Here is a 19,894-nt window from a genome sequence, read left to right on the forward strand (position 1 = left end):
GCGGCGACCTCCCGGCAGTCTCGTTCCCAAGCCCCGGCCACGCGCCGGTCGGGGCATCCAGCGAGGCCGGGTAATGCGGACAGGAAACAGCAGTCGAGGGGGGTGGAGCCGGCTTGCCCTGTCGCTGGCGTGGCTGGGGGCCGTCGCAATGGCGCCGGCCGCGGCCCAGTCCACGTCCGACCCGCGCAGCGTGGTGGGGCCCTGGGTGGGCACCTATGTCTGTGCGCAGGGCCTGACCGGCCTGACCCTCAGCATCGCCGAGGCCACGCCCACGCAGGCACGCGCGCTGTTCCATTTCTATGCGGACCCGCGCAACCCGCGGGTGCCGACCGGCTGCTTCACCATGACCGGCCAGTACGACCCGGCATCCGGCCGGCTTCAACTCAAGGGCGGTGACTGGCTGCTCAAGCCCGGCGGGTACCGGGTGGTGCACTTCGATGGCCACGTCGATGCCGAAGGCCGGCGGTTCACCGGCAAGGTCAGCGGTGCGCCCGCGTGCAAGCAGTTCGACCTGGCCCGTGGTCCCTCGCCGGCAATGCCGCCGGCCACCTGCGCGATCGCCATGCCGGTGGCGCAGGCCGACCTGCAGGATGCCGGTCGCCTCGGCGACGCGCTGGCGAACGCGGGCCGTGTCGACCTGAACATCCTGTTCGACTTCGCGCAGGCGACGATCCGCCCCGACAGCGTGCCGCAGCTCGACGAACTGGGTCGAACCCTGCTGACGCCCGCACTGTCCGCGCGCCGCATCGGCATCCACGGCCATACCGACGCCGTCGGCAATGCGGACGCCAACCTGCAGCTGTCGCGCCAGCGCGCGGCCGCCGTCGCCGCCTACCTGCAGCGTGCATTCGGCATCGCATCGCAACGCCTCGATGTACAGGGCTTCGGCAAGACACGCCTCAAGCAGCCAGGCAATCCCGGGGCGGAAGCCAACCGCCGGGTCGAGATCGTGCTGCTGGAGTGAACCGTTCGGTCCACGCAACCCCCGCCACCCATCCCAGAGAAGGAAACCCCGATGACGAAGACCTTGCCCTTGCTGGCCCTGTCCGTCCTGCTGCTGTCCGCGTGCGGCGGCAGCGACACCGACCTGGCGGACGGCCAGGAGGAGATGGGCGTGCCGGTCGACGAACTGGAGGAAGCGGCCGCCGCCGCGCCCGACGGCACCGCGCCACTGCGTTGTCCGCCGAAAGTCCGCAAGAGCCTGGTGGGCCCGGACATCACCGGCCTGCGGCCGGGCATGACGCGGGAAGAAGCGCTGTCCACCGTGCGATGCAATCTGGGTGAGGACGCCGTCGTGACCGAGGAGAAGCGCTGGCTGGATCGCCTGGACACCTATGGCGTGGAACTCGGCACGCAGTTCTTCACCGTCGAAAGGGGCAGTTACCGGCCCTGCAACTTCGCGCGCGAGTGGCAGGAGTGCCGTGGCAAGTTCAAGTGGGAACACACCGACGAGATCGTCAGCGTCGCCACGCCGGGCGTGCCCGGCAAGGAGACGGCGGTGGCCATCTGGCGCACGCAGAAGTTCCGCGACGGCCAGATGCCGTCGGTGGACGCCACGCTGGACGCGTTGACCGGCAAGTACGGCCAGCCACAGGTACGGGAGAGCGACGATTCGCCGCGCGGCTACTCGGCCGGCACGCGCGATCTGCAGTGGATCTACGACCGCGCCGGCAATCCGCTGTCCGAAGCCAATCCGCTGTTCAACCAGTGCCGCAACGGGGTCTATGCGGCCAGCGACAACACCAGTGCGCGCTGGACCCAGGGGTGCGGCCTGAACATCAGTGCGCGGGTCGTGCTCAGCGGCAAGAACCCCGGCCTGGTGATGGAGTTCCATACCGCGATGATCCAGCAGAGCGACACCTACGCGCTGGTGGAGGGGATGGGCGCGGAACTGCAGCGGATCGGCCAGGCGCGTCGCGACGCGGAGGTCAAGGAGGCCGGCGATGCCAACGACGTCAGCCTCTGATCGCCGCGCGCGCGGCGCCGCATACTTCGCCTTGGCGCTCGCCACGCTGCTTTCCGCCTGCGGCGATCGCCAGGAGGCGTCGTCTGCCGCACCGGGCGAGGCAGGCGGATCGCCCGCGCCAGAGGCGCCTTCCGCTGCACTGGCGACGGCCGCAGGCTCGGCCACGCCATCCGCTTCGCCCTCCGCAACGCCACCTTCCACGTTCGGCGAGCGCCAACTCGATCATCCGGACGATCTGCAGATGCTGATGCTAGCCTATCGCCTGGAAGGGCGCGAGCCGCCGATCGCCACCTGGGCGGGCCAGCAGTCGCGCGTGGCCTATGCCGACGAGTTCCAGCGCCCCGCGCTGTTGCAGGACGAACAGGGACGTCTCCAGGCGATCTACGACGGCACCGCCGAGGTGGGACGTCTGCGCATGAACGTCCGGGCCCACTTCGGCGAGTACGACAGCGCACGTGGCGGCTATTACCTGGACGCCTTCATGCCGGGCAGCGTGTTCCATTTCACTGCGCAGCCGTCGCCGTCCGAACGCGCGCAGCGGATCAGCCTGCAGGTCGACAATCCGGAAGAACTCAATTTCTGGCCGCTCGACGCCGCCGCCGCACAGGACGTGCTGACCCGGAACGGCGGGCTGCGCGACGTCGTGCTGGACAGCCGCCTGCGCATCACCGGGATCAACCGCCGCAGCGAGGGGCCGGTGATTACCGCGCGCCTGGAAGGTTACGCGATCGGCAACGACCGCTACGGACGTCCCGTGTCGCTGGGCGAGCGGCGGTTCTCGCCGGCGGGAGGCCCATGACATGACGATCCTGCGGACAGGAGGGCTGGCGTGCCTGGTACTGCTGTTGGCTGCCTGTGGCAGCGGCATGCAGGGCACCTACGAAGATGCGATGGGCCTGAGCCGGTTGCGGTTCGATCGCGATGGGTCGGTGGTCCAGACCGCGGCGCTGGGCGGCGTCGAAGTGCGATTGCGCTACGAGGTGGAAGACGACCGCGTGCGGCTGTCGCATCCCGACATCGACGGCGCGGCGCTGGTGCTCACGCGTGTGGACGAGAACACGCTCTCCGGCCCCATGGGGGTCACCTACCGGCGGGTGGCGGACTGAGCGCCACACGACCGATCACGACTTCAACAGGAGAAACCGCAATGAGGGACTGGCTGTATTTCGATGCGATGGTGACGCCGAAGATCATCACCTTCATCTACTGGATCCTGCTGGCAGGCGCGGCCCTGTCTGGCCTGGTCCTGATGGTGAAGGGCTTCGGGATGATGCGCTATTCGGGCTTCGCCGGCTTCGGCATGGTGGTGGCGGCGCCGATCCTGGCCACGCTGTCCGCGCTGCTGGCACGCATCTACTGCGAAATCATGATCGTGCTGTTCAAGATCAACGAAGCGCTGCAGGACATCCGCAGGAAATAGGCCACGCGATGCCAGCGCACCTTCCGTCGCACGCATCGCCGTCGCCCTGGGGGCGTCGGCGGCCGTGCGCGCCATTCCACGACAGGGGATCAGACATGGCGACACATCCTTCCGTACCTGGAGACAGGGTTGAACATGCCGGCGGGCCGGGCGCGGTGCTCGGCATCCTTATGGCGATGATGATGACGGTGGCCGCCTTGCTGCCGCTGCGCAGCGGCGCCGTGGACCGCGGCAAGCAGGTGATGGTCTCCCAATCGGAACCTGCTGCCCGACTGCTGGATACGGTGGAGAACGCGATCTGGGCCGCGGATGGCCAGGCGGCGGACAAGCCGGTCTATGTGCTGTACAGCACCGAGTGCGCCTGGAGCAAACGGCTCTACGACGACACGCGCGGCCTCGCCGGCAAGGTCCAGCTGCGATGGATACCGGTCGCGGGCGGTACGGCGGGCAGCGTCGTGGCGGCGCGCGATGCGGCCAGCATCGCAGGGGCCTTCGGTGGCCGCGGCCCCCGCGTGGTTGACGTGGCTGCCGCGCAGCGCGGCCTCGCCTACAACCAGGGCGTCATGGACAGCATCAACTACCAGATGCGGCCCTACGACCGTTCCTCGACGTTCGCCTTCCCGACGCTGGTCTACCGCACCAGCAAGGGAGTGAAGCTGGTCGCCGGCAACCCGCGCAATCTCGCTGCGTTGCCCGGGGAGGTGCTGCCGCAGCCCGCGACGATGCCGACGCCGTCGGGCGTCGCGCTTTCGTCGCACCCCCTGTCCCTGGTGAACAGCCGCAACCTGCCCAAATGGAGCCATCGCCAGGCGCGCCCCGTGGTCTTCCACGCCGCGCCGTCGCCGCAGGCGCCGCCGATCGACGACCTGGACAAGGACCTGCTCGTGCCGGTCAGCGGCATCGTGGGCACGACGGGCTGGATCGAAGTGGCGCCCTGGGGGCCGGGCAAGCGCAAGGCCTATGTGCACGATCCCGTCATGGCGCGCATGGCGACGCTCGAGTTCCGCGTCCGGCCGCAGGGCGGCCAATGGCAGGCGCGGGACACGGTACAGGTGCGCGAGTTCCCCGACGCCGAAGCCCCCGTGCTGGAAACCCTGGGACCGGGCGAACGCTATCAGCGACGCGGTGTGGTCGAGCGTGGCGGTGATGTCTGGGAACAGATCGTGCTGTATGCCGATGGCACGCCGGGCTACGTGAGGCGCTGACAGGCCGGCGCGTCCTGGCGCAGTGCGGCATTCATGCAGGTATCGGAGGCGGTAGCTGCGCGCAGGCGCGCGATACGTAACCGGGTTCACGGAAACGGACCGGCCGTCGGAAACCGGTGCGCCTTGTCACACGCGCGGCACGAACGCGGCTTAGGCTCGCTGCATGGACTCCTTGGCCGACATCCGGGCCGTCCTGGCCGCTGCGGGACAGCGCATCGAACGCGGTGCGCTGCGCGAAGATCCGCGCGTGTTCATGGACGAACTGTGGCGACAGGTGTACGACCGTGCGCCCGACGACCTGCAGCCCTATGTATGGGCGAGGCTCTCCGATTTCTCCGCGCAGCTCGGGGTGCGCGGTGACGTGACCGCCGATCGCAGTCCGGTGCGCGCGCCACCGGAGGTGTTCGTGCGCCGCTGAGCGGGCCGGCTCATCTCACGCTGGCCTGAGGACTGACCTGCGCACGGCGCGCGTTGCGTTGTGTAAGACAAGCAGACCAGGCTCCTCGACTTCCGCATGAATTCCGGCACCACGATCCGTCCCGCCCGCCCGTCCGAGGCGGCCGCCCTGTCCGACCTGATGCGCCGTACCTTCCTGGCAGCCAATGGGCACTGCAGTACGCCGGAGAACGTGGCGGCCTTCCTGGACGAAGTCTATTCGCCCGAGCGCCAGGCTCAGGAGATCCGCGACCCCGACACATTGACCCTGATCGTCGAGCAGGACGGCGTGTGGGCCGGCTATGCGCAGTTGCGCTGGGGCACGGTGCCGCCGACCGAAGTGGTGCTGCGGCCCACGGTGGAGCTGGCGCGCATCTACCTGGACGAGGCTTTTCATGGCAAGGGCATCGCCGCCGTGCTGGTCTCGCACCTGCTGGCCGCGGCCAAGCTGCGCGGCTCGCGCTCGGCATGGCTCACGGTCTGGCAGGAGGCGCCGCAGGCGATCCGCTTCTGGCGCAAGCACGGCTTCCAGAGTGTCGGCCGCTCGATCTTCTACGTGGGCGACGATCCCAAGGAAGACTGGGTGATGACGCAGGCCTTGCCGTCGGCGTGACCCGCGAAGCGGCGCGATATCACGGCTGCGCTTTGCGCAGTTGCAACCGGTAGTCGCCCGCCGGTAGTCCGTCGACACGCAGGACGATGTGCACAGCGCGGATGCACGCTGGCACCGGACGATCTTCCTCGATGGGCTGCACCTGCACGTCGACCTCGGCACTGAGCAGGTCGCCGTCGCGCACCACGTCGACCGCGTTCATCGGTTCCAGCGATTCGCGCGAGGACAGCCACACATCCTGCTCGAATATCGCCTGCGATCCCTCGAAGCGGGTGCGCAGGGTTTCGTCGACATCGCCGCCGCCGCAGCCGCCGCGCTCGTGCGCTTCCAGCCAGCCGGTCAGCGTCGGCAACGGCGCCGCCGGCTCGCCGGTCGTGGCGAGGGCGGCGAACAGCAGCGCGACCGGCAGCAGCGCCATGCCGGCTTACACCGTCGGCTGGCGCAGCACCGGATTGTCCCAGCCCGGGCGCGGCGCGAAGCGGTCGCCATGGCGGGCCTGCAGCGCCTTGAGCTTCTCCAGCAGCACGTCGGGACCGACGGCCTTGACGTGTTCGATCGGGCCGCCACGGAACGGGGCGAAGCCGGTACCGAAGATCACGCCCGCATCCAACAGGTCGCTGTCGGCGACCACGCCGTCGTGCAGGCAGGCGACCGCCTCGTTGAGCAGCGGCAGGATCAGGCGGTCTTCCAGATCGTCGGGTGCCTTGTAGTCGGACGGCACCTGAGGTTTCACCGGTTTACCGTTCTCCCACTTGTACAGGCCCTGGCCATCCTTCTTGCCGCGCTTGCCGGGCTCGACCGTCGCCAGTGCCGCGGGCAGGGTCAGGCCGAGGAAGGGTGAGAGCTCCGCACCCACACCCTGCGCGACGTCCAGTCCGACCGTGTCGATCAGTTCGATCGGACCCATCGGCATGCCGAACTTCACAGCGGCCTTGTCGATCACCGGGCCGGGAATGCCTTCGGCGTAGGCCGTCGCGGCTTCAAGCATGTACGGGAACAGCACGCGGTTGACCAGGAAGCCCGGCGTGCCGGCCACCGGCACCGGGAACTTGTCCAGCGCCTTGCAGAACGCCGCCAGCCGCTTCACGTTCGCCTCGTCAAGCGCATCGTGCTGCACGATCTCCACCAGCGGCATCAGCGCCACCGGGTTGAAGTAGTGCAGGCCGGCGAACTGCGCCGGGCGCTGGATGTGCTCGCGCAGTTCGGTCAGCGGGATCGACGAGGTATTGGTGGTCAGCAGCGCGTCGGCCTTCAGGCGTGGCTCGACAGTCTGGTACAGCTCGCGCTTGGCCTCGGGGTTCTCGATGATCGCCTCGATCACCAGGTCGGCCTGCGGCACGCCATCGCCGGCCAGGTCGCCCTTCAGGCGCGCGGCCACGGCGGGACGCTTGCTCTCGTCCTTCACCTTCTTGGCGAACAACTCCTGCGCCCGCGACAGCGCACCGTCGATGAAACGCTGCTCGCGGTCCTGCAGGGTGACGGTGAAGCCCTTGTAGGCCGACCACGCGGCAATGTCGCCGCCCATCACGCCGGCGCCGACGACATGCAAGTTGGCGATGCCATGGTCCCTGCCGCCGAGGCCCTTCAGGCGCTCGGTCAGGAAGAAGATGCGGATCAGGTTGCGCGCGGTCGGCGTGCCGGCCAGCTTCACCACCGCCTTGCGCTCGGCATCCAGGCGGCCTTGGACTCCCTTGCCGCCGGCAGTTTTCCATACGTTGATCAGTGCGTATGGCGCCGGGTAGTGCGCCTTCGGCGCCTTGCGGGCGACCTGTTTGGTCATCTGCGGCGCGAGGATCTGCCGAGCGATCCAGGTGTTGCTGATCCAGCCGGTGAAGCGCTGCTTGAACGGGCGCGTCGGGCGCGAACCGATCAGGGCGACGGCCGCGTCGACCAGCACGGCGGGTTCGACGACCTTGTCGACCAGCCCCATCGCTTTTGCCGCACTCGCCGACAGCGTACGGCCGGTCAGCATCATGTCCATCGCCTTCGGCGAACCCACCAGACGCGGCAGCCGCGCGCTGCCGCCCCAGCCGGGGAAGATGCCCAGCTTCACTTCGGGCAGGCCGATGCGGGTGGAAGGATCGCTGCTGGCCACGCGGTAATCGCAGGCCAGCGAAATCTCGGTGCCGCCGCCCATGCAGAAGCCGTGGATCGCGGAGACCGTGGGGCAGGGCAGTTCCGCCAGTTTCTGGAACACGGCCTGGCCACGACGGATGGCGTCGTTGACGGTGCCCCTGCGGTCGAACTCCTGGAATTCCTTCAGGTCCGCACCGGCGATGAAGCCCGATGCCTTCGCCGAGCGCAGCACGACGCCTTTCGGCGGATCGATGGCCAGGCGCTCGATGATGTCGGCCAGTTCGATCAGCACATCCTGCGAGAACGCATTGACGCTGGCGCCTTGACGGTCGAAGGCGAGCACGACGATCCCGTCGTCACGCAGCTCTGTCTGCCAGTGACTGAATCGCAGCCCATCGAAGTTCGTGGCCATGCAGGGGACCATCCGTTCACGTATGGATAAGGCCGCTATCATCCCGAGGTTGTTTCGTCCCCGTCAAATCCACATATGGAAAGGGAACGCCGTCACGGGCGCGACCACGGCACCGGGGATGTTCCCGTTGCGCCGGTTAAATTCTTGATAGGGCAACGGTTTGGACAAGGCGTTGAACTTTCCCCCGCTAGCGCGGTCACAGGGCCCGGCCAACGCCGAGCCGACAGGAGTGCGGCCCGGCATGGCCGAAGTTGATCCAACCCAGGAGCTGGACCTCGAGCTGGTCAGGCGCGTGCAACGCGGCGACAGCGCGGCCTTCGATCTGCTGGTGCGCAAGTACCAGCATCGCGTGGTGGCGCTGATCGGGCGTTACATCCATGACTGGAGCGAGTGCCAGGACGTGGCCCAGGAGACGTTCCTTCGCGCATACCGCGCGCTGGGCAATTTCCGGGGCGATTCCCAGTTCTATACGTGGCTGCACCGCATCGCCGTGAACACCGCCAAGAACCACCTGGTCGCGCACAACCGTCGCCCGCCCACCGCGGACGTGGATGCCGCCGACGCCGAGCAGTACGACATCGGCGCACGGCTGCGCGACACCGACACCCCCGAGCGCGAACTGATGCGCCAGGAGATGGAGGCGACGGTGATGAAGGCGGTGGACGGGCTGCCAGAGGAGCTGCGGACCGCGATCACCCTGCGCGAGGTCGAAGGCCTCAGCTACGAGGAGATTGCGCAGAAGATGGACTGCCCGATCGGCACCGTGCGTTCCCGCATCTTCCGGGCGCGCGAGGCGATCGATCAACAGCTGCGTCCCTTGCTGGACGTGGATAGTACAACCCGGGAGCGCGCCCGCTCATGACCGCCAACGAGACACCGATCATCGACAAGCTCGACATCCACCATCGCCAGCAGTTGTCCGCCCTGATGGACGGCGACCTGCCGGCCGACGAGGCCCGTTTCCTGCTGCGGCGCCTGCAGCACGACCACGAACTGGCCGGCTGCTGGGAACGTTGGCAGCTGTGCGGCGACGTGCTGCGTGGCCAGGGTCGCGCGCCGGCGCCGACAGGCTTCGCGGAGCGCGTGGCGCAGGCGATCGCCGCCGAATCCACATCGAGCGTCCAGGCGGCGCCGCAGGCGCAGGGCGCGCGCCCGCGCAACCTGCTCGCACGCTGGGGTGGTGGTGCGCTGGCGGCCTCTGTTGCGCTGGTGGCGTTGTTCATGGCGCGCCAGCAGTCGCCGCAGGACGTGCCGGTGGGCGAGGGCACGCAGGTGGCCTCGGCCCAGGCGACCGCTCCTGTCGCGGCACCGGAATCCCCGTCCGCACCGGCCCCCGATGCAGAAGCCTACGCCGCGGCGGCCGTCGCCGTGGCAGCGAGCGTGCCGCGGCGTCAGGACAACGCGCGCCGCAGCGCGACGCGCAGCCAGCAGGCGGCTCGTAGCGCACAGCGCGTGGCGAGGGCGGACGTCCCGGTCCGTGCGAACGGTACGACGCAGGCGGCTCCGCTGGAGGCGGTCGCCACCGTCGCGGCGTCCACGCCCGCGCATGCTTCCAACCCGTTTTCGCACGGGGCACAGGATGCCGTGGCATCCCGTCCGTGGCCGCGGTCGGCACTGTCGGCGTATCCGTCGGCCAGCGGCAGCCTGACCACGGGCTACAGCTCGGAGTCGGCGGCCCGGACGTTCTACCCGTTCGAGCCCCGTCTGCCATCCAGTGCGCCGATCCCGGCCCCGGTCGACGCGCCGCGCGACTGACATTCCGCGCGTCCGGCCCGGTGCCGGACGCACGCGACATTCCGCTTCACTTCCTATCGAGGCATGCATTCGATGACTCCACACGCCCGTCACAGCCTGTTGGCCCTGCTGATCCTCACCACGCCGCTCGCCGCCTGCGCGCAGCAGGCCGAAGCGCCGGCGCCCGTTGCGACTGTGGCGCCCGCCGTGGCGCAGTCGGCTGCACCGCAACTGGTCACCGGCCTGCCTGATTTCACCCAGTTGGTGGAGCAGGTCGGTCCGGGCGTGGTGAACGTCGAAGCCACCGTCGGCTCGCGCCGCAGCACACAGGCGAGCGAAGAGGCCGACATCCCCGAGATCTTCCGTCGCATGCTGCCGCCGGGCTTCCAGATGCCGGGTCCCGGCCAGCAGGGACCGCAGCGTCGTGGCACGTCGATGGGGTCGGGCTTCATCATTTCGGCCGACGGTTACGTGCTGACCAACCACCATGTCGTCGACGGTGCGGACGAGGTCAAGGTAACCCTGCCTGACCGCCGCGAGCTGACCGCCAAGGTGGTCGGCAGCGACCAGCAGTACGACGTGGCCTTGCTCAAGGTCGAGGCCAAGGGCCTGCCGACGGTGCGCATCGGCAATTCGGCTTCGTTGAAGCCCGGTCAGTGGGTCGTGGCGATCGGTTCGCCGCTGGGCCTGGATCATTCGGTCACCGCCGGCATCGTCAGCGCGGTCGGCCGCAGTGCATCGGCCGAGCAGCGCTATGTGCCCTTCATCCAGACCGATGTGGCGATCAACCAGGGCAATTCCGGTGGCCCGCTGCTCAACACGCGCGGCGAAGTGGTCGGCATCAATTCGCAGATCTTCTCGGTGTCCGGCGGATACATGGGCATCAGTTTCGCCATCCCGATCGACCTGGCGATGGGCGCCGTCGAACAGTTGAAGGCGACAGGCCGCGTCAGTCGTGGGCAGCTGGGTGTGCAGGTCGGGGCGGTGACGTCCGATGCGGTGAAGGGCTTCGGTCTCCCCGACAATCGCGGCGCCCTGGTCAATGATGTGGTCGCCGGCAGCCCGGCGGCCAAGGCCGGCATTGGTCCTGGCGACGTGGTCCGATCGGTGAATGGCCGCGCCATCAACGATTCCAGCGATTTGCCCCCGATCATCGGCGCCATGGCGCCCGGTACCAAGGTGACGTTGAGCGTATTGCGCGACGGCAAGCCCCGCGACATCTCGGTGACCCTCAGTGAGCTGGACGAAGGCGAGACCATGGCGCGCAGCGCGCCGCTGGCGCCCGACACCCCTGCGGCCCCGGTCGGCCGCAATGCGCTGGGCATCCAGAGCCAGGCGCTGGACGCCGACAGCCGCAAGCAACTCGGCCTGGAGTCGGGCGACGGCGTACTGGTCAGTCGGGTGGAGAGCGCTGCTGCCCGCGAGGCCGGCCTGTCGCCCGGCATGGTCATCCTGCAGGTCGGCCGCAACAAGGTGAACAGCCCGGCGGCGCTGGACCGGGAACTTGCGGGTGCCAAGCCTGGCGACACGGTCATGCTGCTGGTCCGCAGCCGGGGCGTGACGCGCTTCCTCGCAGTGACTGTCGAAAAGGGCTGATCGACCCCGTTTGCCGCCCGACATCGCCCCGCCATGCCGGGGCGATGTCGTTTCCACGCCTTTCGGCAATCCGGGCGGACGAGCCAGGCCCCCGGCCGTGCGATAATCGCCCGTTATTCCTGACGACGGCACAGGCCGCCGCCCTCCATGTCCTCCGATTCCATGCGGAATATCCGCAATTTCTCCATCATCGCGCACGTCGATCACGGCAAGTCGACCCTGGCCGATCGCATCATCCAGCTCTGTGGTGGCCTCGAGGCCCGCGAGATGGAAGCGCAGGTGCTCGACTCGAACCCCATCGAGCGCGAGCGCGGTATCACCATCAAGGCCCAGTCCGTGTCCCTGCCGTACAAGGCCAAGGACGGGCAGGTCTACCAGCTCAATTTCATCGATACCCCCGGCCACGTCGACTTCTCCTACGAAGTCAGCCGCTCGCTGGCCGCCTGTGAGGGCGCGCTGCTGGTAGTGGACGCCGCCCAGGGCGTGGAAGCCCAGTCCGTCGCCAACTGCTACACCGCGGTGGAGCAGGGTCTGGAAGTGGTGCCGGTCCTCAACAAGATCGACCTGCCGACCGCCGACACCGAGCGCGCCAAGGCCGAGATCGAGGCCGTCATCGGTATCGACGCCGACGACGCCGTGGCCGTCAGCGCCAAGACCGGTCTCAACGTCGACCTGGTGCTGGAGGCCATCGTCCAGCGCATCCCGCCGCCGCAGCCGCGCGATACCGACAAGCTGCAGGCGCTGATCATCGACTCCTGGTTCGACAACTACCTGGGCGTGGTCTCGCTGGTGCGCGTGATGCAGGGCGAGATCGGCCCGAAGAGCAAGATCCTGGTGATGTCCACCGGCCGCACCCACGAAGTGGACAAGGTCGGCGTGTTCACCCCCAAGCGCAAGGAGCTGAAGAAGCTCGGCGCCGGCGAGGTGGGCTGGATCACCGCGTCGATCAAGGACGTCCACGGTGCCCCGGTGGGCGACACGCTGACGCTGGCCGGCGACCCCGCGCCGGGTCCGCTGCCCGGCTTCCAGGAAATGCAGCCGCGCGTGTTCGCCGGCCTGTTCCCGGTCAATGCCGAGGACTACCCGGCGCTGCGCGAGGCGCTGGAGAAGCTGCGCCTCAACGACGCCGCGCTGCGTTTCGAACCGGAAAGCTCGGAGGCCATGGGCTTCGGCTTCCGCTGCGGCTTCCTCGGCATGCTGCACATGGAGATCGTGCAGGAGCGCCTGGAGCGCGAGTACGACCTGGATCTGATCACCACGGCGCCGACCGTCGTGTATGAAGTCCTCAAGACCGATGGCACGGTCATTTCGCTGGACAACCCGGCCAAACTGCCGCAGTCCAACCTGATCGACGAGGTGCGCGAGCCCATCATCCGGGCCAACATCCTCACGCCGGAAACCTACATCGGGTCCATCATCAAGCTGTGCGAAGAGAAGCGCGGCGTGCAGATCGGCATCCAGTACCTGGCCAGCCAGGTGCAGATCAGCTACGAGCTGCCGATGGCCGAAGTGGTACTCGACTTCTTCGACAAGCTGAAGTCGGTCAGTCGCGGCTACGCGTCGCTGGACTACTCGTTCCTGCGCTTCCAGCCGGGGCCGTTCGTGCGGCTGGACACGCTGATCAACGGCGACAAGGTCGATGCGCTCAGCCTGATCGTGCACCGCAGCCATGCCGACCGGCGCGGCCGCGAGCTTACCGAGAAGATGCGCGAATTGATCCCGCGGCAGATGTTCGACGTGGCCATCCAGGCCGCCGTCGGCTCGCAGATCATCGCGCGCAGCACGGTCAAGGCGATGCGCAAGAACGTGCTGGCCAAGTGCTATGGTGGCGACATCACCCGCAAGAAGAAGCTCCTCGAGAAGCAGAAAGAGGGCAAGAAGCGGATGAAGCAGGTGGGCCGCGTGGAGATTCCGCAGGAAGCCTTCCTCGCGGTGCTGCAGGTGGACAGCAAGTAAGTCCGTTCCGGTGTGGGTGGCGCGCGTTCCGATGCGCGTCGCCGGGTGCAATCCAAAGGAAGCTCCATGAGTTTGATGACCTGGTTCGAATCGCTGTTGGTGGGCGCGACGCTCGTCAGTGGTGCGGTGTGGCTGCTGGACGCGCTGTTCTTCGCCAAGCGGCGCAAGGCCAGGGGCGGCCTGCTCGACGAGGAGCCGGTGCTGGTCGACTACTCGCGCGCCTTCTTCCCGGTGCTGGCCGTGGTGCTGGTGCTGCGCAGCTTCATCGCCGAGCCTTACAAGATCCCGTCCAGTTCGATGATGCCGAACCTGTTGATCGGCGACTTCATTCTGGTCAACAAGTTCTCCTACGGCCTGCGCCTGCCGATCACCAACCAGAAGTTCCTGGCCATCGGCGAGCCCAAGCGCGGCGACGTGGTGGTGTTCAAGCCGCCACACGATCCCGAGAACAACTGGATCAAGCGGGTGATCGGCCTGCCGGGCGACAAGGTCGGCTTCCATGGCGATACCGTCTACCTGAACGGCCAGCCCCTGAAGTACCAGACCTTGGGCGAATACCCGGGTGCCGGGGAACGTGCCGAGGCGTTCGGCTCCACCCTGCTGCGTGAAGAGCTGCCCGGACGCCCGCATACCATCCTGGAGAGCGTGGGCCTGCCGCCACCGGGCGGCGGCGAGGGCGACTGGGTGGTGCCGCCGGGGCACTATTTCGTGATGGGCGACAACCGCGACAACAGCCTGGACGGCCGGTTCTGGGACTACCATTTCCTGCCGGAGCAGAACCTGCGGGGCAAGGCCTTCCTGGTATGGCTGAATTGCGAAGGCTGGTTCTGCAAGAATGGCTTCGATGCCTCGCGCATCGGCAACGGCATCGAGTGATCAACCAACGCTAACGGGGACGGACGGGGGAATGGCAATGAAGCGCAATCAGAAAGGCATGACGTTGTTGAGCTTTGTCGTGGTGCTGGGCCTGGTGGGCTTTGCTGCCTACGTCGCCATGCGCCTGTTCCCGATGTACCAGGAGTACTACGCGGTCAAATCGTCGCTGAAGGGTCTTGCCAACGAGCAGGGCGTAGCCGACATGGACCCGGCCCGGATCAAGGAACTGTTCTTCCGGCGGCTCAACATGAACTACTCCACCAACATCAAGCCCGCTGACGTGAAGATCGAGCGCATGGAGGGCGGCTGGAACATGACCGTCGTCTATGAGGTCCGTCGCCCGTTGGTCGGCAACCTCGATGTGGTGGGGAACTTCGATGCCGAACAGGCGATGACACGCCGCGGCGCGGACTGACGGTTTGGCGGTTGACCGCATCGGCCATGCGTTCGCCGACCAGGGCTTGCTCGCACAGGCCCTGACGCATCGCAGTGCGGGGGCGCCGCACAACGAGCGCCTCGAGTTCCTGGGCGACGGGGTGGTCAACCTGCTGGTCGCGGATACGCTGTTCCAGCGCTGGCCCAAGGCCGATGAAGGCGCACTCACGCGCGCGCGCGCCGAACTGGTGCGCGAAGCCTCGCTGGCGGCCATCGCCCGCGAGTTGCAGTTGGGCGAACGCCTGACGATGGGGCCGGGCGAAATGAAGTCCGGTGGCCATCGCCGCGACTCGATCCTCGCCGATGCGCTGGAGGCCGTCGTGGCCGCCATCTACATCGATGCCGGTTTCGAGGCATGTCGCACTGTGGTGATGCCCTGGTTCGAGGCTTCGTTGGCCGCGCTGCCGGTCGGTCGCCCCGAGAAGGACGCCAAGACGCGGTTGCAGGAGTGGTTGCAGGGCCGCCAGCGTCCGCTGCCTGTCTATGAACTCGTGTCCGAAAGCGGAGACGACCACGCCAAACTCTTCCTCGCGCGCTGCACCACGCTGGATCCGCCGTTGACGGCGGACGGCGAGGGCACCTCGCGCCGCAATGCCGAACAGGTCGCTGCCGCGGCGCTGCTCGACAAGCTCGATATTTCGAAGTGAGTACTCCCGGTGAGTAAAACCCCCTCCCACCGCAGCGGCAGCGTTGCCGTCATCGGCCGCCCCAACGTGGGCAAGTCCACCCTGACCAACGCCCTGGTCGGCGCCAAGGTCAGCATCACCTCCAACCGCCCGCAGACTACGCGCCACCGCCTGCTCGGCATCGCGACGTTCGCGGCGGGCAAGGACCGGCCGGCCGGGCAGATCGTGCTGGTCGACACGCCCGGCCTGCACAAGCAGCAGGGCAAGTTCTCGGCTTCGGCGATGAGCCGGGTGATGAACCGCGCGGCACGCGGCGCGCTGGAGGAGGTCGACGCCGCACTGATGGTGGTCGAGGCCGGGCGCTGGGACGAAGAAGATACGCTGGCCTACAACGTGCTGCGCGATGCCGGCATCCCGGTGGTGCTGGTGGTCAACAAGGTCGACCGGATCAAGGAAAAGGCGGCGATGCTGCCGTTTCTGTCCGAGGTTGCGCAGGACCGTGAGTTCGCGGCCGTGCATCCGGTGTCCGCGCTGAAACGCAACGGCCTGGACGCGCTGGTGAAGGACGTCCTGGCGCTGCTGCCGGAACAGCCGCCGATGTTCGGCGAGGACGAGATCACCGATCGCAGCGAGCGTTTCCTGGCCGCCGAACTGGTGCGCGAGCAGCTGATGCGACAGCTCGGCGCCGAACTGCCGTATGCGACCACCGTCGAGATCGAGAACTTCACCACCGAGGCATCGCCGAAGGGCGAACTGGCGCGTATCGGCGCGGTGATCTGGGTGGAACGCGAAAGCCAGAAGGCCATCGTGATCGGCAAGGGCGGTGCGCGGCTGAAGGACATCGGCAGCAAGGCGCGCCAGCAGATGGAGCACCTGTTCGGCCGCAAGGTGTTCCTGGAAACCTGGGTGCGCGTGCGCGAAGGCTGGTCCGACGACGAGACCGCGCTGAAGGCGTTCGGCTACGAATAAGTCCACGGCGACGCAGGTCCCATGCGCCTGAGCGACACCGCCTTCGTCCTGCACACGCGTCCCTGGCGCGAGACCAGCCTGCTGGTAGAAGTGCTGGGTCGCGAACAGGGCAGGCTGGGCCTGATCGCGCGCGGCGTGCAGGGGCCGAAGAAGCATGTGCTGCGCGCCGCGCTGCAGCCCTTGCAGCTGATTCGTCTGGACGGCGACCTGCGTGGCGAGTTGGCGCGGCTGGTCAGTGCGGAAGCGCTGGATGCCGCCCCGCAGCCGACCGGCGACGCGATGCTGGCGGCGTTCTACCTCAATGAACTGGTGCTGCGACTGTCGCCACGCCACGATCCGCTCCCGGACCTGTTCGACGCGTATGAGCGCACGCGCGAGCAACTCCGCGGGCGTGAGGGGCTGGCGTGGTCGCTGCGCCGCTTCGAACGCGATCTGATCGAAGCGCTGGGCTTTGGCTTCGCACTGGATTGCGATGGCGACGGCGAGGCCATCGATCCGGCGGCGCGCTATCGGCTCGATCCGGAGCATGGGCCACGCCGCCTGCTCAGCGACCGCGGTCATGGAGAACGCAGCCAGGCCGCGACCGGTCGTGCGCTGTTGGCCCTGGCCGAGGACGTGCTGCCGCTCCCCGATGATCTGGCCAGCCTGCGCCTGCCGATGCGATCCGTGCTGGCCCACCATCTGGGTCCACGCGGCCTGAAGTCCTGGGAAATGATCGGCGAACTGGGTCGACTGAAACGCGCCGCCGAGTGACGCCGTCAGCCTTGGGCCGGCAGCAGGCGCCCGCTCGCCGCAACGAACGCATCGCGCAAGGTCGCATCGCCGGGCGCGACATGCCAGCGCGAGGCGACTTCTGCCAATGCTGCGGCCCCCGCGAAACCGCAGCTGGCCTGCAATCGATGAAGCAGGGCGCGCAGCGCCGCGTCGTCGGCGCGCGCGAAGGCGTCGAGACAGGCCGTTCTCGTGGCGGGGAGTTCGGACAGGAACAATTGCCGCAGCGTCGCGACGTGTTCGCGGTTGCCGGCAAGGGCGGCGAGTGCGGCAGTCTCGTCCCAGTCCGGGCGTGGCGCCGGAACGTCGCTCCCCTTATCTCCCAGCGCGTTGCGTACGGCGTCCAGCAGCGCCTGTGCCGACAGCGGCTTGACCAGCACGCTGGCGAAGCCCGCCGACAGCAGGCGCTCGCGCGTGGTGGACGTGGCGTCGGCGGTGTGCGCCAGCGCGCCCGCCGACGCATCGGCCATGCGCAGGTGCTGCAGCAACGCCGTCCCACTGCCGTCGGGCAGGTTGGCGTCGATCAGCCAGAGATCGAACGGGCCGGCCGCGGCCAGCGCCTGCGCGCAGTCCTCCGCGATCCGCACGCGGGCAGGCAGGGCTTCCAGCGTGGTCGACAGGAACAGGGCGCTGACGGGATCGTCTTCCACCAGCAGGATCGAGGGTGTCGCGCCGTGGGCGGGGGGCATGGTCGGGCTTCCTGCGGACTCGCCCCATCTTAGCCCCGGCAGGCGCGGCCGGCGGCCATGCGACAATGCCGCCCCGCCAAAGACACGCAGCCTGACGCCACGTGGCCCGTACCCGCTCCCCCCGCATCGACAAGACCCCGTTTGAAGCTTCCATCACCGACCTGACCCACGACGGACGCGGCGTCGCCCGCCGCGACGGGAAGGCCGTGTTCGTGTCGGGCGCCCTGCCGGGCGAGCGCGTGATGGCCGAACAGACCGCCAAGAACCGACATTTCGACGAGGCGAAAACCTTGGACGTGCTGGAGGCCTCGCCCGACCGCGTCGCGCCGCGCTGTCCGCATTTCGGCACCTGCGGCGGCTGCGTGCTGCAGCACCTGGACGAGCATCGCCAGATCGAGGCCAAGCAGCGCGTGTTGCTCGAGAATCTGGAGCGTATCGGCCACGTCATGCCCGGCACGGTGCTGCCGTCGCTGACCGGCGCCAACTGGGGATACCGCCGCAAGGGCCGCTTCTCGGTGCGCCGGGTCAACAAGAAGGACAAGACCTTGGTCGGCTTCCGCGAACAGGATCCGCGCTTCGTCGCCGATCTGTCCGAATGCCACACCGTCATTCCCGAGATCGGCAACAGGGTTTCCGAGCTCGCCGCGCTGGTCGAAAGTCTGGACGCGCGCGAGCACATCCCGCAGATCGAATTCATCGCCGGCGACGAAAGCGCCGACTTCAGTGGTATCGCGCTGGTGTTCCGCCACCTGCAGCCCTTGAGCGAGAGCGACCGCGCGACGCTGGTGGCGTTTGGGGAGGCCAGCCGCTTCGCCATCTTCCTGCAGCCTGGCGGGCTCGAAAGCGTGCATCCGATCTGGCCCGAGGTGCCGCAGCTGGCGTTCGCGCTGGCGCCGTGGAACGTGTCGCTGGCGTTCCGTCCGCTGGACTTCATCCAGGTCAACGCCGCGCTCAACGAGAAGATGATCGCGCACACCTTCGGTCTGCTCGATCTGCAGGCGCAGGACCGCGTGCTCGACCTGTTCTGCGGCCTCGGCAATTTCACCCTGCCGATGGCGCGCCTGGTGGGCGAGGTGGTCGGCGTGGAGGGTGATGCCGGACTGGTGGCACGTGCCCGCGAGAACGCGGCGCGCAATGCGCTGGCGAACGCGCAGTTCCACGCGGCCGACCTGACCCAGGACCAGCGCAGTGCGCCGTGGATGCGGCAGGGGTTCGACAAGCTGCTGCTGGATCCGCCGCGCTCCGGCGCCATAGAGGTGCTGCAGCAGCTGCCGCTGAAACAGTTCGACCGTATCGTCTACGTCAGCTGCCATCCGGGTTCGCTGGCGCGCGATGCCGGCTACCTGGTCAACGAGCAGGGCTATACGCTGGTGTCGGCAGGGGCCATGGACATGTTTCCCCATACGGCGCACGTCGAATCGATTGCCTTGTTTGAGCGAGCATGATCATGCTGAAAGCAGAACGATGCGGTGAAAACCGGGCGCGTTGCGACGCGCTCGGCATCGCGGCGCACCGTCGGGATCGGGGCGCGGACATGTTCCCGCACACGGCGCACGTCGAATCGATCGCACTGTTCGAGAGGCGTTGATGGGCATCGAAATCGAACGCAAGTTCCTGGTCGTCAGCGACGCTTGGCGCGAGTCTGCGTACGAGGTCGTACCGATGGCGCAGGGCTACATCAACGACATGGGCGCGATGGACCGGGGCGAGCAGAAGGCCTCGGTGCGCGTGCGCATCCAGGGCGATACGGCGTTCCTCAACCTGAAGTCGCGCGAGCTGGGCGCCACCCGGCAGGAATTCGATTACACCGTCCCCGTCGTCGATGCGCGCGCGTTGCTGGCATTGTGTGTGGGTGGCGTGATCGACAAGCGCCGTCACTACGTGCGGCACGAAGGCCATCTGTGGGAAGTCGACGAGTTCCTCGGCGACAACGCCGGGCTGGTGGTGGCGGAGATCGAACTGGACCGTGCCGATGAAGCCTTCGTGAAACCGGCCTGGGCGGGCAAACAGGTCACCGACGCCGCCCGCTATTACAATCTGGCCTTGGCATCGCGGCCGTACACGCAGTGGTCGGACGACGAACGCGCCGCCACCGACATTCCCTGAGGACTTTAC

At 67.9% G+C, this 19,894-nt stretch carries 23 protein-coding genes; 20 read left to right on the top strand and 3 right to left on the bottom strand.

Annotated elements, in window-relative coordinates; translation table 11 throughout:
- Nucleotides 1-148 precede the first annotated feature (148 nt).
- The 8 genes from CSC78_RS04150 to CSC78_RS04185 all read left to right on the top strand — a co-directional run bounded on the left by CSC78_RS04150 (nt 149) and on the right by CSC78_RS04185 (nt 5,639).
- Nucleotides 149-964 carry an OmpA family protein gene (locus tag CSC78_RS04150; RefSeq protein ID WP_162336636.1) on the top strand — a complete coding sequence of 272 codons (816 nt, stop codon included), beginning with the start codon at nt 149-151 and terminating at the stop codon, nt 962-964.
- Nucleotides 965-1,015: 51 nt separating this feature from the next.
- On the top strand, nt 1,016-1,966 hold the full coding sequence (locus tag CSC78_RS04155) for a hypothetical protein (RefSeq protein WP_162336637.1): 951 nt from the start codon (nt 1,016-1,018) through the stop codon (nt 1,964-1,966).
- Nucleotides 1,944-2,765 carry a hypothetical protein gene (locus CSC78_RS04160; protein ID WP_162336638.1) on the top strand — a complete coding sequence of 274 codons (822 nt, stop codon included), beginning with the start codon at nt 1,944-1,946 and terminating at the stop codon, nt 2,763-2,765. The genes CSC78_RS04155 and CSC78_RS04160 overlap by 23 nt, the downstream gene beginning before the upstream one ends.
- 1 nt (nt 2,766) lies before the next feature.
- Nucleotides 2,767-3,072, top strand: a complete 306-nt coding sequence (locus tag CSC78_RS04165) for a hypothetical protein (protein ID WP_162336639.1) — start codon at nt 2,767-2,769, stop codon at nt 3,070-3,072.
- A gap of 41 nt (nt 3,073-3,113) precedes the next feature.
- Nucleotides 3,114-3,386 carry a DUF4282 domain-containing protein gene (locus tag CSC78_RS04170; protein WP_162336640.1) on the top strand — a complete coding sequence of 91 codons (273 nt, stop codon included), beginning with the start codon at nt 3,114-3,116 and terminating at the stop codon, nt 3,384-3,386.
- A gap of 182 nt (nt 3,387-3,568) precedes the next feature.
- Nucleotides 3,569-4,591, top strand: a complete 1,023-nt coding sequence (locus tag CSC78_RS04175; protein ID WP_162336641.1) for a hypothetical protein — start codon at nt 3,569-3,571, stop codon at nt 4,589-4,591.
- A 163-nt stretch (nt 4,592-4,754) separates the two neighbouring features.
- Nucleotides 4,755-5,009, top strand: a complete 255-nt coding sequence (locus CSC78_RS04180) for a hypothetical protein (RefSeq protein WP_162336642.1) — start codon at nt 4,755-4,757, stop codon at nt 5,007-5,009.
- Between the two features lie 96 nt (nt 5,010-5,105).
- The gene (locus CSC78_RS04185; protein ID WP_162336643.1) at nt 5,106-5,639 is read left to right on the top strand and encodes a GNAT family N-acetyltransferase; all 534 of its coding nucleotides are present in this window, start codon (nt 5,106-5,108) and stop codon (nt 5,637-5,639) included.
- Between the two features lie 19 nt (nt 5,640-5,658).
- Here CSC78_RS04185 and CSC78_RS04190 read toward each other — a convergent pair whose 3' ends face one another.
- Together CSC78_RS04190 and CSC78_RS04195 are read right to left on the bottom strand one after the other, a co-directional pair.
- The gene (locus tag CSC78_RS04190) at nt 5,659-6,057 is read right to left on the bottom strand and encodes a hypothetical protein (protein ID WP_162336644.1); all 399 of its coding nucleotides are present in this window, start codon (nt 6,055-6,057) and stop codon (nt 5,659-5,661) included.
- A gap of 6 nt (nt 6,058-6,063) precedes the next feature.
- Nucleotides 6,064-8,127, bottom strand: a complete 2,064-nt coding sequence (locus tag CSC78_RS04195) for a 3-hydroxyacyl-CoA dehydrogenase NAD-binding domain-containing protein (protein WP_162336645.1) — start codon at nt 8,125-8,127, stop codon at nt 6,064-6,066.
- Between the two features lie 241 nt (nt 8,128-8,368).
- On the opposite strand from CSC78_RS04195, the gene rpoE reads away from it, so the two are divergent.
- From rpoE to recO, 9 genes are all read left to right on the top strand, one after another.
- Nucleotides 8,369-8,989 carry an RNA polymerase sigma factor RpoE gene (gene rpoE, locus CSC78_RS04200; RefSeq protein WP_162336646.1) on the top strand — a complete coding sequence of 207 codons (621 nt, stop codon included), beginning with the start codon at nt 8,369-8,371 and terminating at the stop codon, nt 8,987-8,989.
- On the top strand, nt 8,986-9,882 hold the full coding sequence (locus CSC78_RS04205) for an RseA family anti-sigma factor (RefSeq protein WP_162336647.1): 897 nt from the start codon (nt 8,986-8,988) through the stop codon (nt 9,880-9,882). The genes rpoE and CSC78_RS04205 overlap by 4 nt, the downstream gene beginning before the upstream one ends.
- A gap of 72 nt (nt 9,883-9,954) precedes the next feature.
- Nucleotides 9,955-11,457: a DegQ family serine endoprotease gene (locus tag CSC78_RS04210; RefSeq protein ID WP_162336648.1), complete on the top strand. Its 1,503-nt coding sequence runs from the start codon at nt 9,955-9,957 to the stop codon at nt 11,455-11,457.
- Nucleotides 11,458-11,604: 147 nt separating this feature from the next.
- Nucleotides 11,605-13,413, top strand: coding sequence for a translation elongation factor 4 (lepA, locus tag CSC78_RS04215; RefSeq protein WP_238391157.1), 1,809 nt, complete (start codon nt 11,605-11,607; stop codon nt 13,411-13,413).
- A gap of 75 nt (nt 13,414-13,488) precedes the next feature.
- Nucleotides 13,489-14,289 (top strand): signal peptidase I, encoded by an 801-nt coding sequence (lepB, locus tag CSC78_RS04220; RefSeq protein WP_162336697.1) that lies wholly within the window; start codon nt 13,489-13,491, stop codon nt 14,287-14,289.
- A 37-nt stretch (nt 14,290-14,326) separates the two neighbouring features.
- Nucleotides 14,327-14,704 carry a DUF4845 domain-containing protein gene (locus CSC78_RS04225; protein WP_162336649.1) on the top strand — a complete coding sequence of 126 codons (378 nt, stop codon included), beginning with the start codon at nt 14,327-14,329 and terminating at the stop codon, nt 14,702-14,704.
- A gap of 4 nt (nt 14,705-14,708) precedes the next feature.
- Nucleotides 14,709-15,371: a ribonuclease III gene (gene rnc / locus CSC78_RS04230; RefSeq protein WP_162336650.1), complete on the top strand. Its 663-nt coding sequence runs from the start codon at nt 14,709-14,711 to the stop codon at nt 15,369-15,371.
- A gap of 9 nt (nt 15,372-15,380) precedes the next feature.
- Complete coding sequence (era, locus tag CSC78_RS04235; protein WP_162336651.1) at nt 15,381-16,319, top strand: GTPase Era; 939 nt, start codon at nt 15,381-15,383, stop codon at nt 16,317-16,319.
- 21 nt (nt 16,320-16,340) lie between these two features.
- The gene (recO, locus tag CSC78_RS04240; RefSeq protein ID WP_162336652.1) at nt 16,341-17,072 is read left to right on the top strand and encodes a DNA repair protein RecO; all 732 of its coding nucleotides are present in this window, start codon (nt 16,341-16,343) and stop codon (nt 17,070-17,072) included.
- 5 nt (nt 17,073-17,077) lie between these two features.
- On the opposite strand, the gene CSC78_RS04245 is transcribed toward recO, so the two are convergent.
- Nucleotides 17,078-17,779, bottom strand: coding sequence for a response regulator (locus CSC78_RS04245; protein ID WP_162336653.1), 702 nt, complete (start codon nt 17,777-17,779; stop codon nt 17,078-17,080).
- A gap of 101 nt (nt 17,780-17,880) precedes the next feature.
- Here CSC78_RS04245 and rlmD point away from each other — a divergent pair, with 101 nt between their 5' ends.
- Genes rlmD through CSC78_RS04260 form a run of 3 tightly spaced genes read left to right on the top strand, consistent with a single transcriptional unit; the run spans nt 17,881 to nt 19,885 of the window.
- Nucleotides 17,881-19,224, top strand: a complete 1,344-nt coding sequence (rlmD, locus tag CSC78_RS04250; RefSeq protein WP_162336654.1) for a 23S rRNA (uracil(1939)-C(5))-methyltransferase RlmD — start codon at nt 17,881-17,883, stop codon at nt 19,222-19,224.
- Nucleotides 19,221-19,367 carry a hypothetical protein gene (locus tag CSC78_RS04255; protein ID WP_162336655.1) on the top strand — a complete coding sequence of 49 codons (147 nt, stop codon included), beginning with the start codon at nt 19,221-19,223 and terminating at the stop codon, nt 19,365-19,367. The genes rlmD and CSC78_RS04255 overlap by 4 nt, the downstream gene beginning before the upstream one ends.
- Nucleotides 19,367-19,885, top strand: coding sequence for a CYTH domain-containing protein (locus tag CSC78_RS04260; RefSeq protein WP_162336656.1), 519 nt, complete (start codon nt 19,367-19,369; stop codon nt 19,883-19,885). Before CSC78_RS04255 ends, CSC78_RS04260 begins: the two co-directional genes overlap by 1 nt.
- The last annotated feature ends 9 nt before the right edge of the window (nt 19,886-19,894 follow it).

Origin of the sequence: Pseudoxanthomonas japonensis (genome assembly GCF_010093445.1) — a bacterium.
GTDB classification, from domain to species: Bacteria; Pseudomonadota; Gammaproteobacteria; order Xanthomonadales; family Xanthomonadaceae; genus Pseudoxanthomonas_A; species Pseudoxanthomonas_A japonensis.

What these genes read in the sequence shown, in the direction of transcription:
- CSC78_RS04150 (WP_162336636.1), top strand. Translation starts at nt 149, where the DNA reads ATGGCGCCGGCCGCGGCCCAGTCCACGTCCGACCCGCGCAGCGTGGTG.
- CSC78_RS04155 (WP_162336637.1), top strand. Translation starts at nt 1,016, where the DNA reads ATGACGAAGACCTTGCCCTTGCTGGCCCTGTCCGTCCTGCTGCTGTCC.
- CSC78_RS04160 (WP_162336638.1), top strand. Translation starts at nt 1,944, where the DNA reads ATGCCAACGACGTCAGCCTCTGATCGCCGCGCGCGCGGCGCCGCATAC.
- CSC78_RS04165 (WP_162336639.1), top strand. Translation starts at nt 2,767, where the DNA reads ATGACGATCCTGCGGACAGGAGGGCTGGCGTGCCTGGTACTGCTGTTG.
- CSC78_RS04170 (WP_162336640.1), top strand. Translation starts at nt 3,114, where the DNA reads ATGAGGGACTGGCTGTATTTCGATGCGATGGTGACGCCGAAGATCATC.
- CSC78_RS04175 (WP_162336641.1), top strand. Translation starts at nt 3,569, where the DNA reads ATGACGGTGGCCGCCTTGCTGCCGCTGCGCAGCGGCGCCGTGGACCGC.
- CSC78_RS04180 (WP_162336642.1), top strand. Translation starts at nt 4,755, where the DNA reads ATGGACTCCTTGGCCGACATCCGGGCCGTCCTGGCCGCTGCGGGACAG.
- CSC78_RS04185 (WP_162336643.1), top strand. Translation starts at nt 5,106, where the DNA reads ATGAATTCCGGCACCACGATCCGTCCCGCCCGCCCGTCCGAGGCGGCC.
- CSC78_RS04190 (WP_162336644.1), bottom strand. Translation starts at nt 6,057, where the DNA reads ATGGCGCTGCTGCCGGTCGCGCTGCTGTTCGCCGCCCTCGCCACGACC.
- CSC78_RS04195 (WP_162336645.1), bottom strand. Translation starts at nt 8,127, where the DNA reads ATGGCCACGAACTTCGATGGGCTGCGATTCAGTCACTGGCAGACAGAG.
- rpoE (WP_162336646.1), top strand. Translation starts at nt 8,369, where the DNA reads ATGGCCGAAGTTGATCCAACCCAGGAGCTGGACCTCGAGCTGGTCAGG.
- CSC78_RS04205 (WP_162336647.1), top strand. Translation starts at nt 8,986, where the DNA reads ATGACCGCCAACGAGACACCGATCATCGACAAGCTCGACATCCACCAT.
- CSC78_RS04210 (WP_162336648.1), top strand. Translation starts at nt 9,955, where the DNA reads ATGACTCCACACGCCCGTCACAGCCTGTTGGCCCTGCTGATCCTCACC.
- lepA (WP_238391157.1), top strand. Translation starts at nt 11,605, where the DNA reads ATGTCCTCCGATTCCATGCGGAATATCCGCAATTTCTCCATCATCGCG.
- lepB (WP_162336697.1), top strand. Translation starts at nt 13,489, where the DNA reads ATGACCTGGTTCGAATCGCTGTTGGTGGGCGCGACGCTCGTCAGTGGT.
- CSC78_RS04225 (WP_162336649.1), top strand. Translation starts at nt 14,327, where the DNA reads ATGAAGCGCAATCAGAAAGGCATGACGTTGTTGAGCTTTGTCGTGGTG.
- recO (WP_162336652.1), top strand. Translation starts at nt 16,341, where the DNA reads ATGCGCCTGAGCGACACCGCCTTCGTCCTGCACACGCGTCCCTGGCGC.
- CSC78_RS04245 (WP_162336653.1), bottom strand. Translation starts at nt 17,779, where the DNA reads ATGCCCCCCGCCCACGGCGCGACACCCTCGATCCTGCTGGTGGAAGAC.
- CSC78_RS04255 (WP_162336655.1), top strand. Translation starts at nt 19,221, where the DNA reads ATGATCATGCTGAAAGCAGAACGATGCGGTGAAAACCGGGCGCGTTGC.
- CSC78_RS04260 (WP_162336656.1), top strand. Translation starts at nt 19,367, where the DNA reads ATGGGCATCGAAATCGAACGCAAGTTCCTGGTCGTCAGCGACGCTTGG.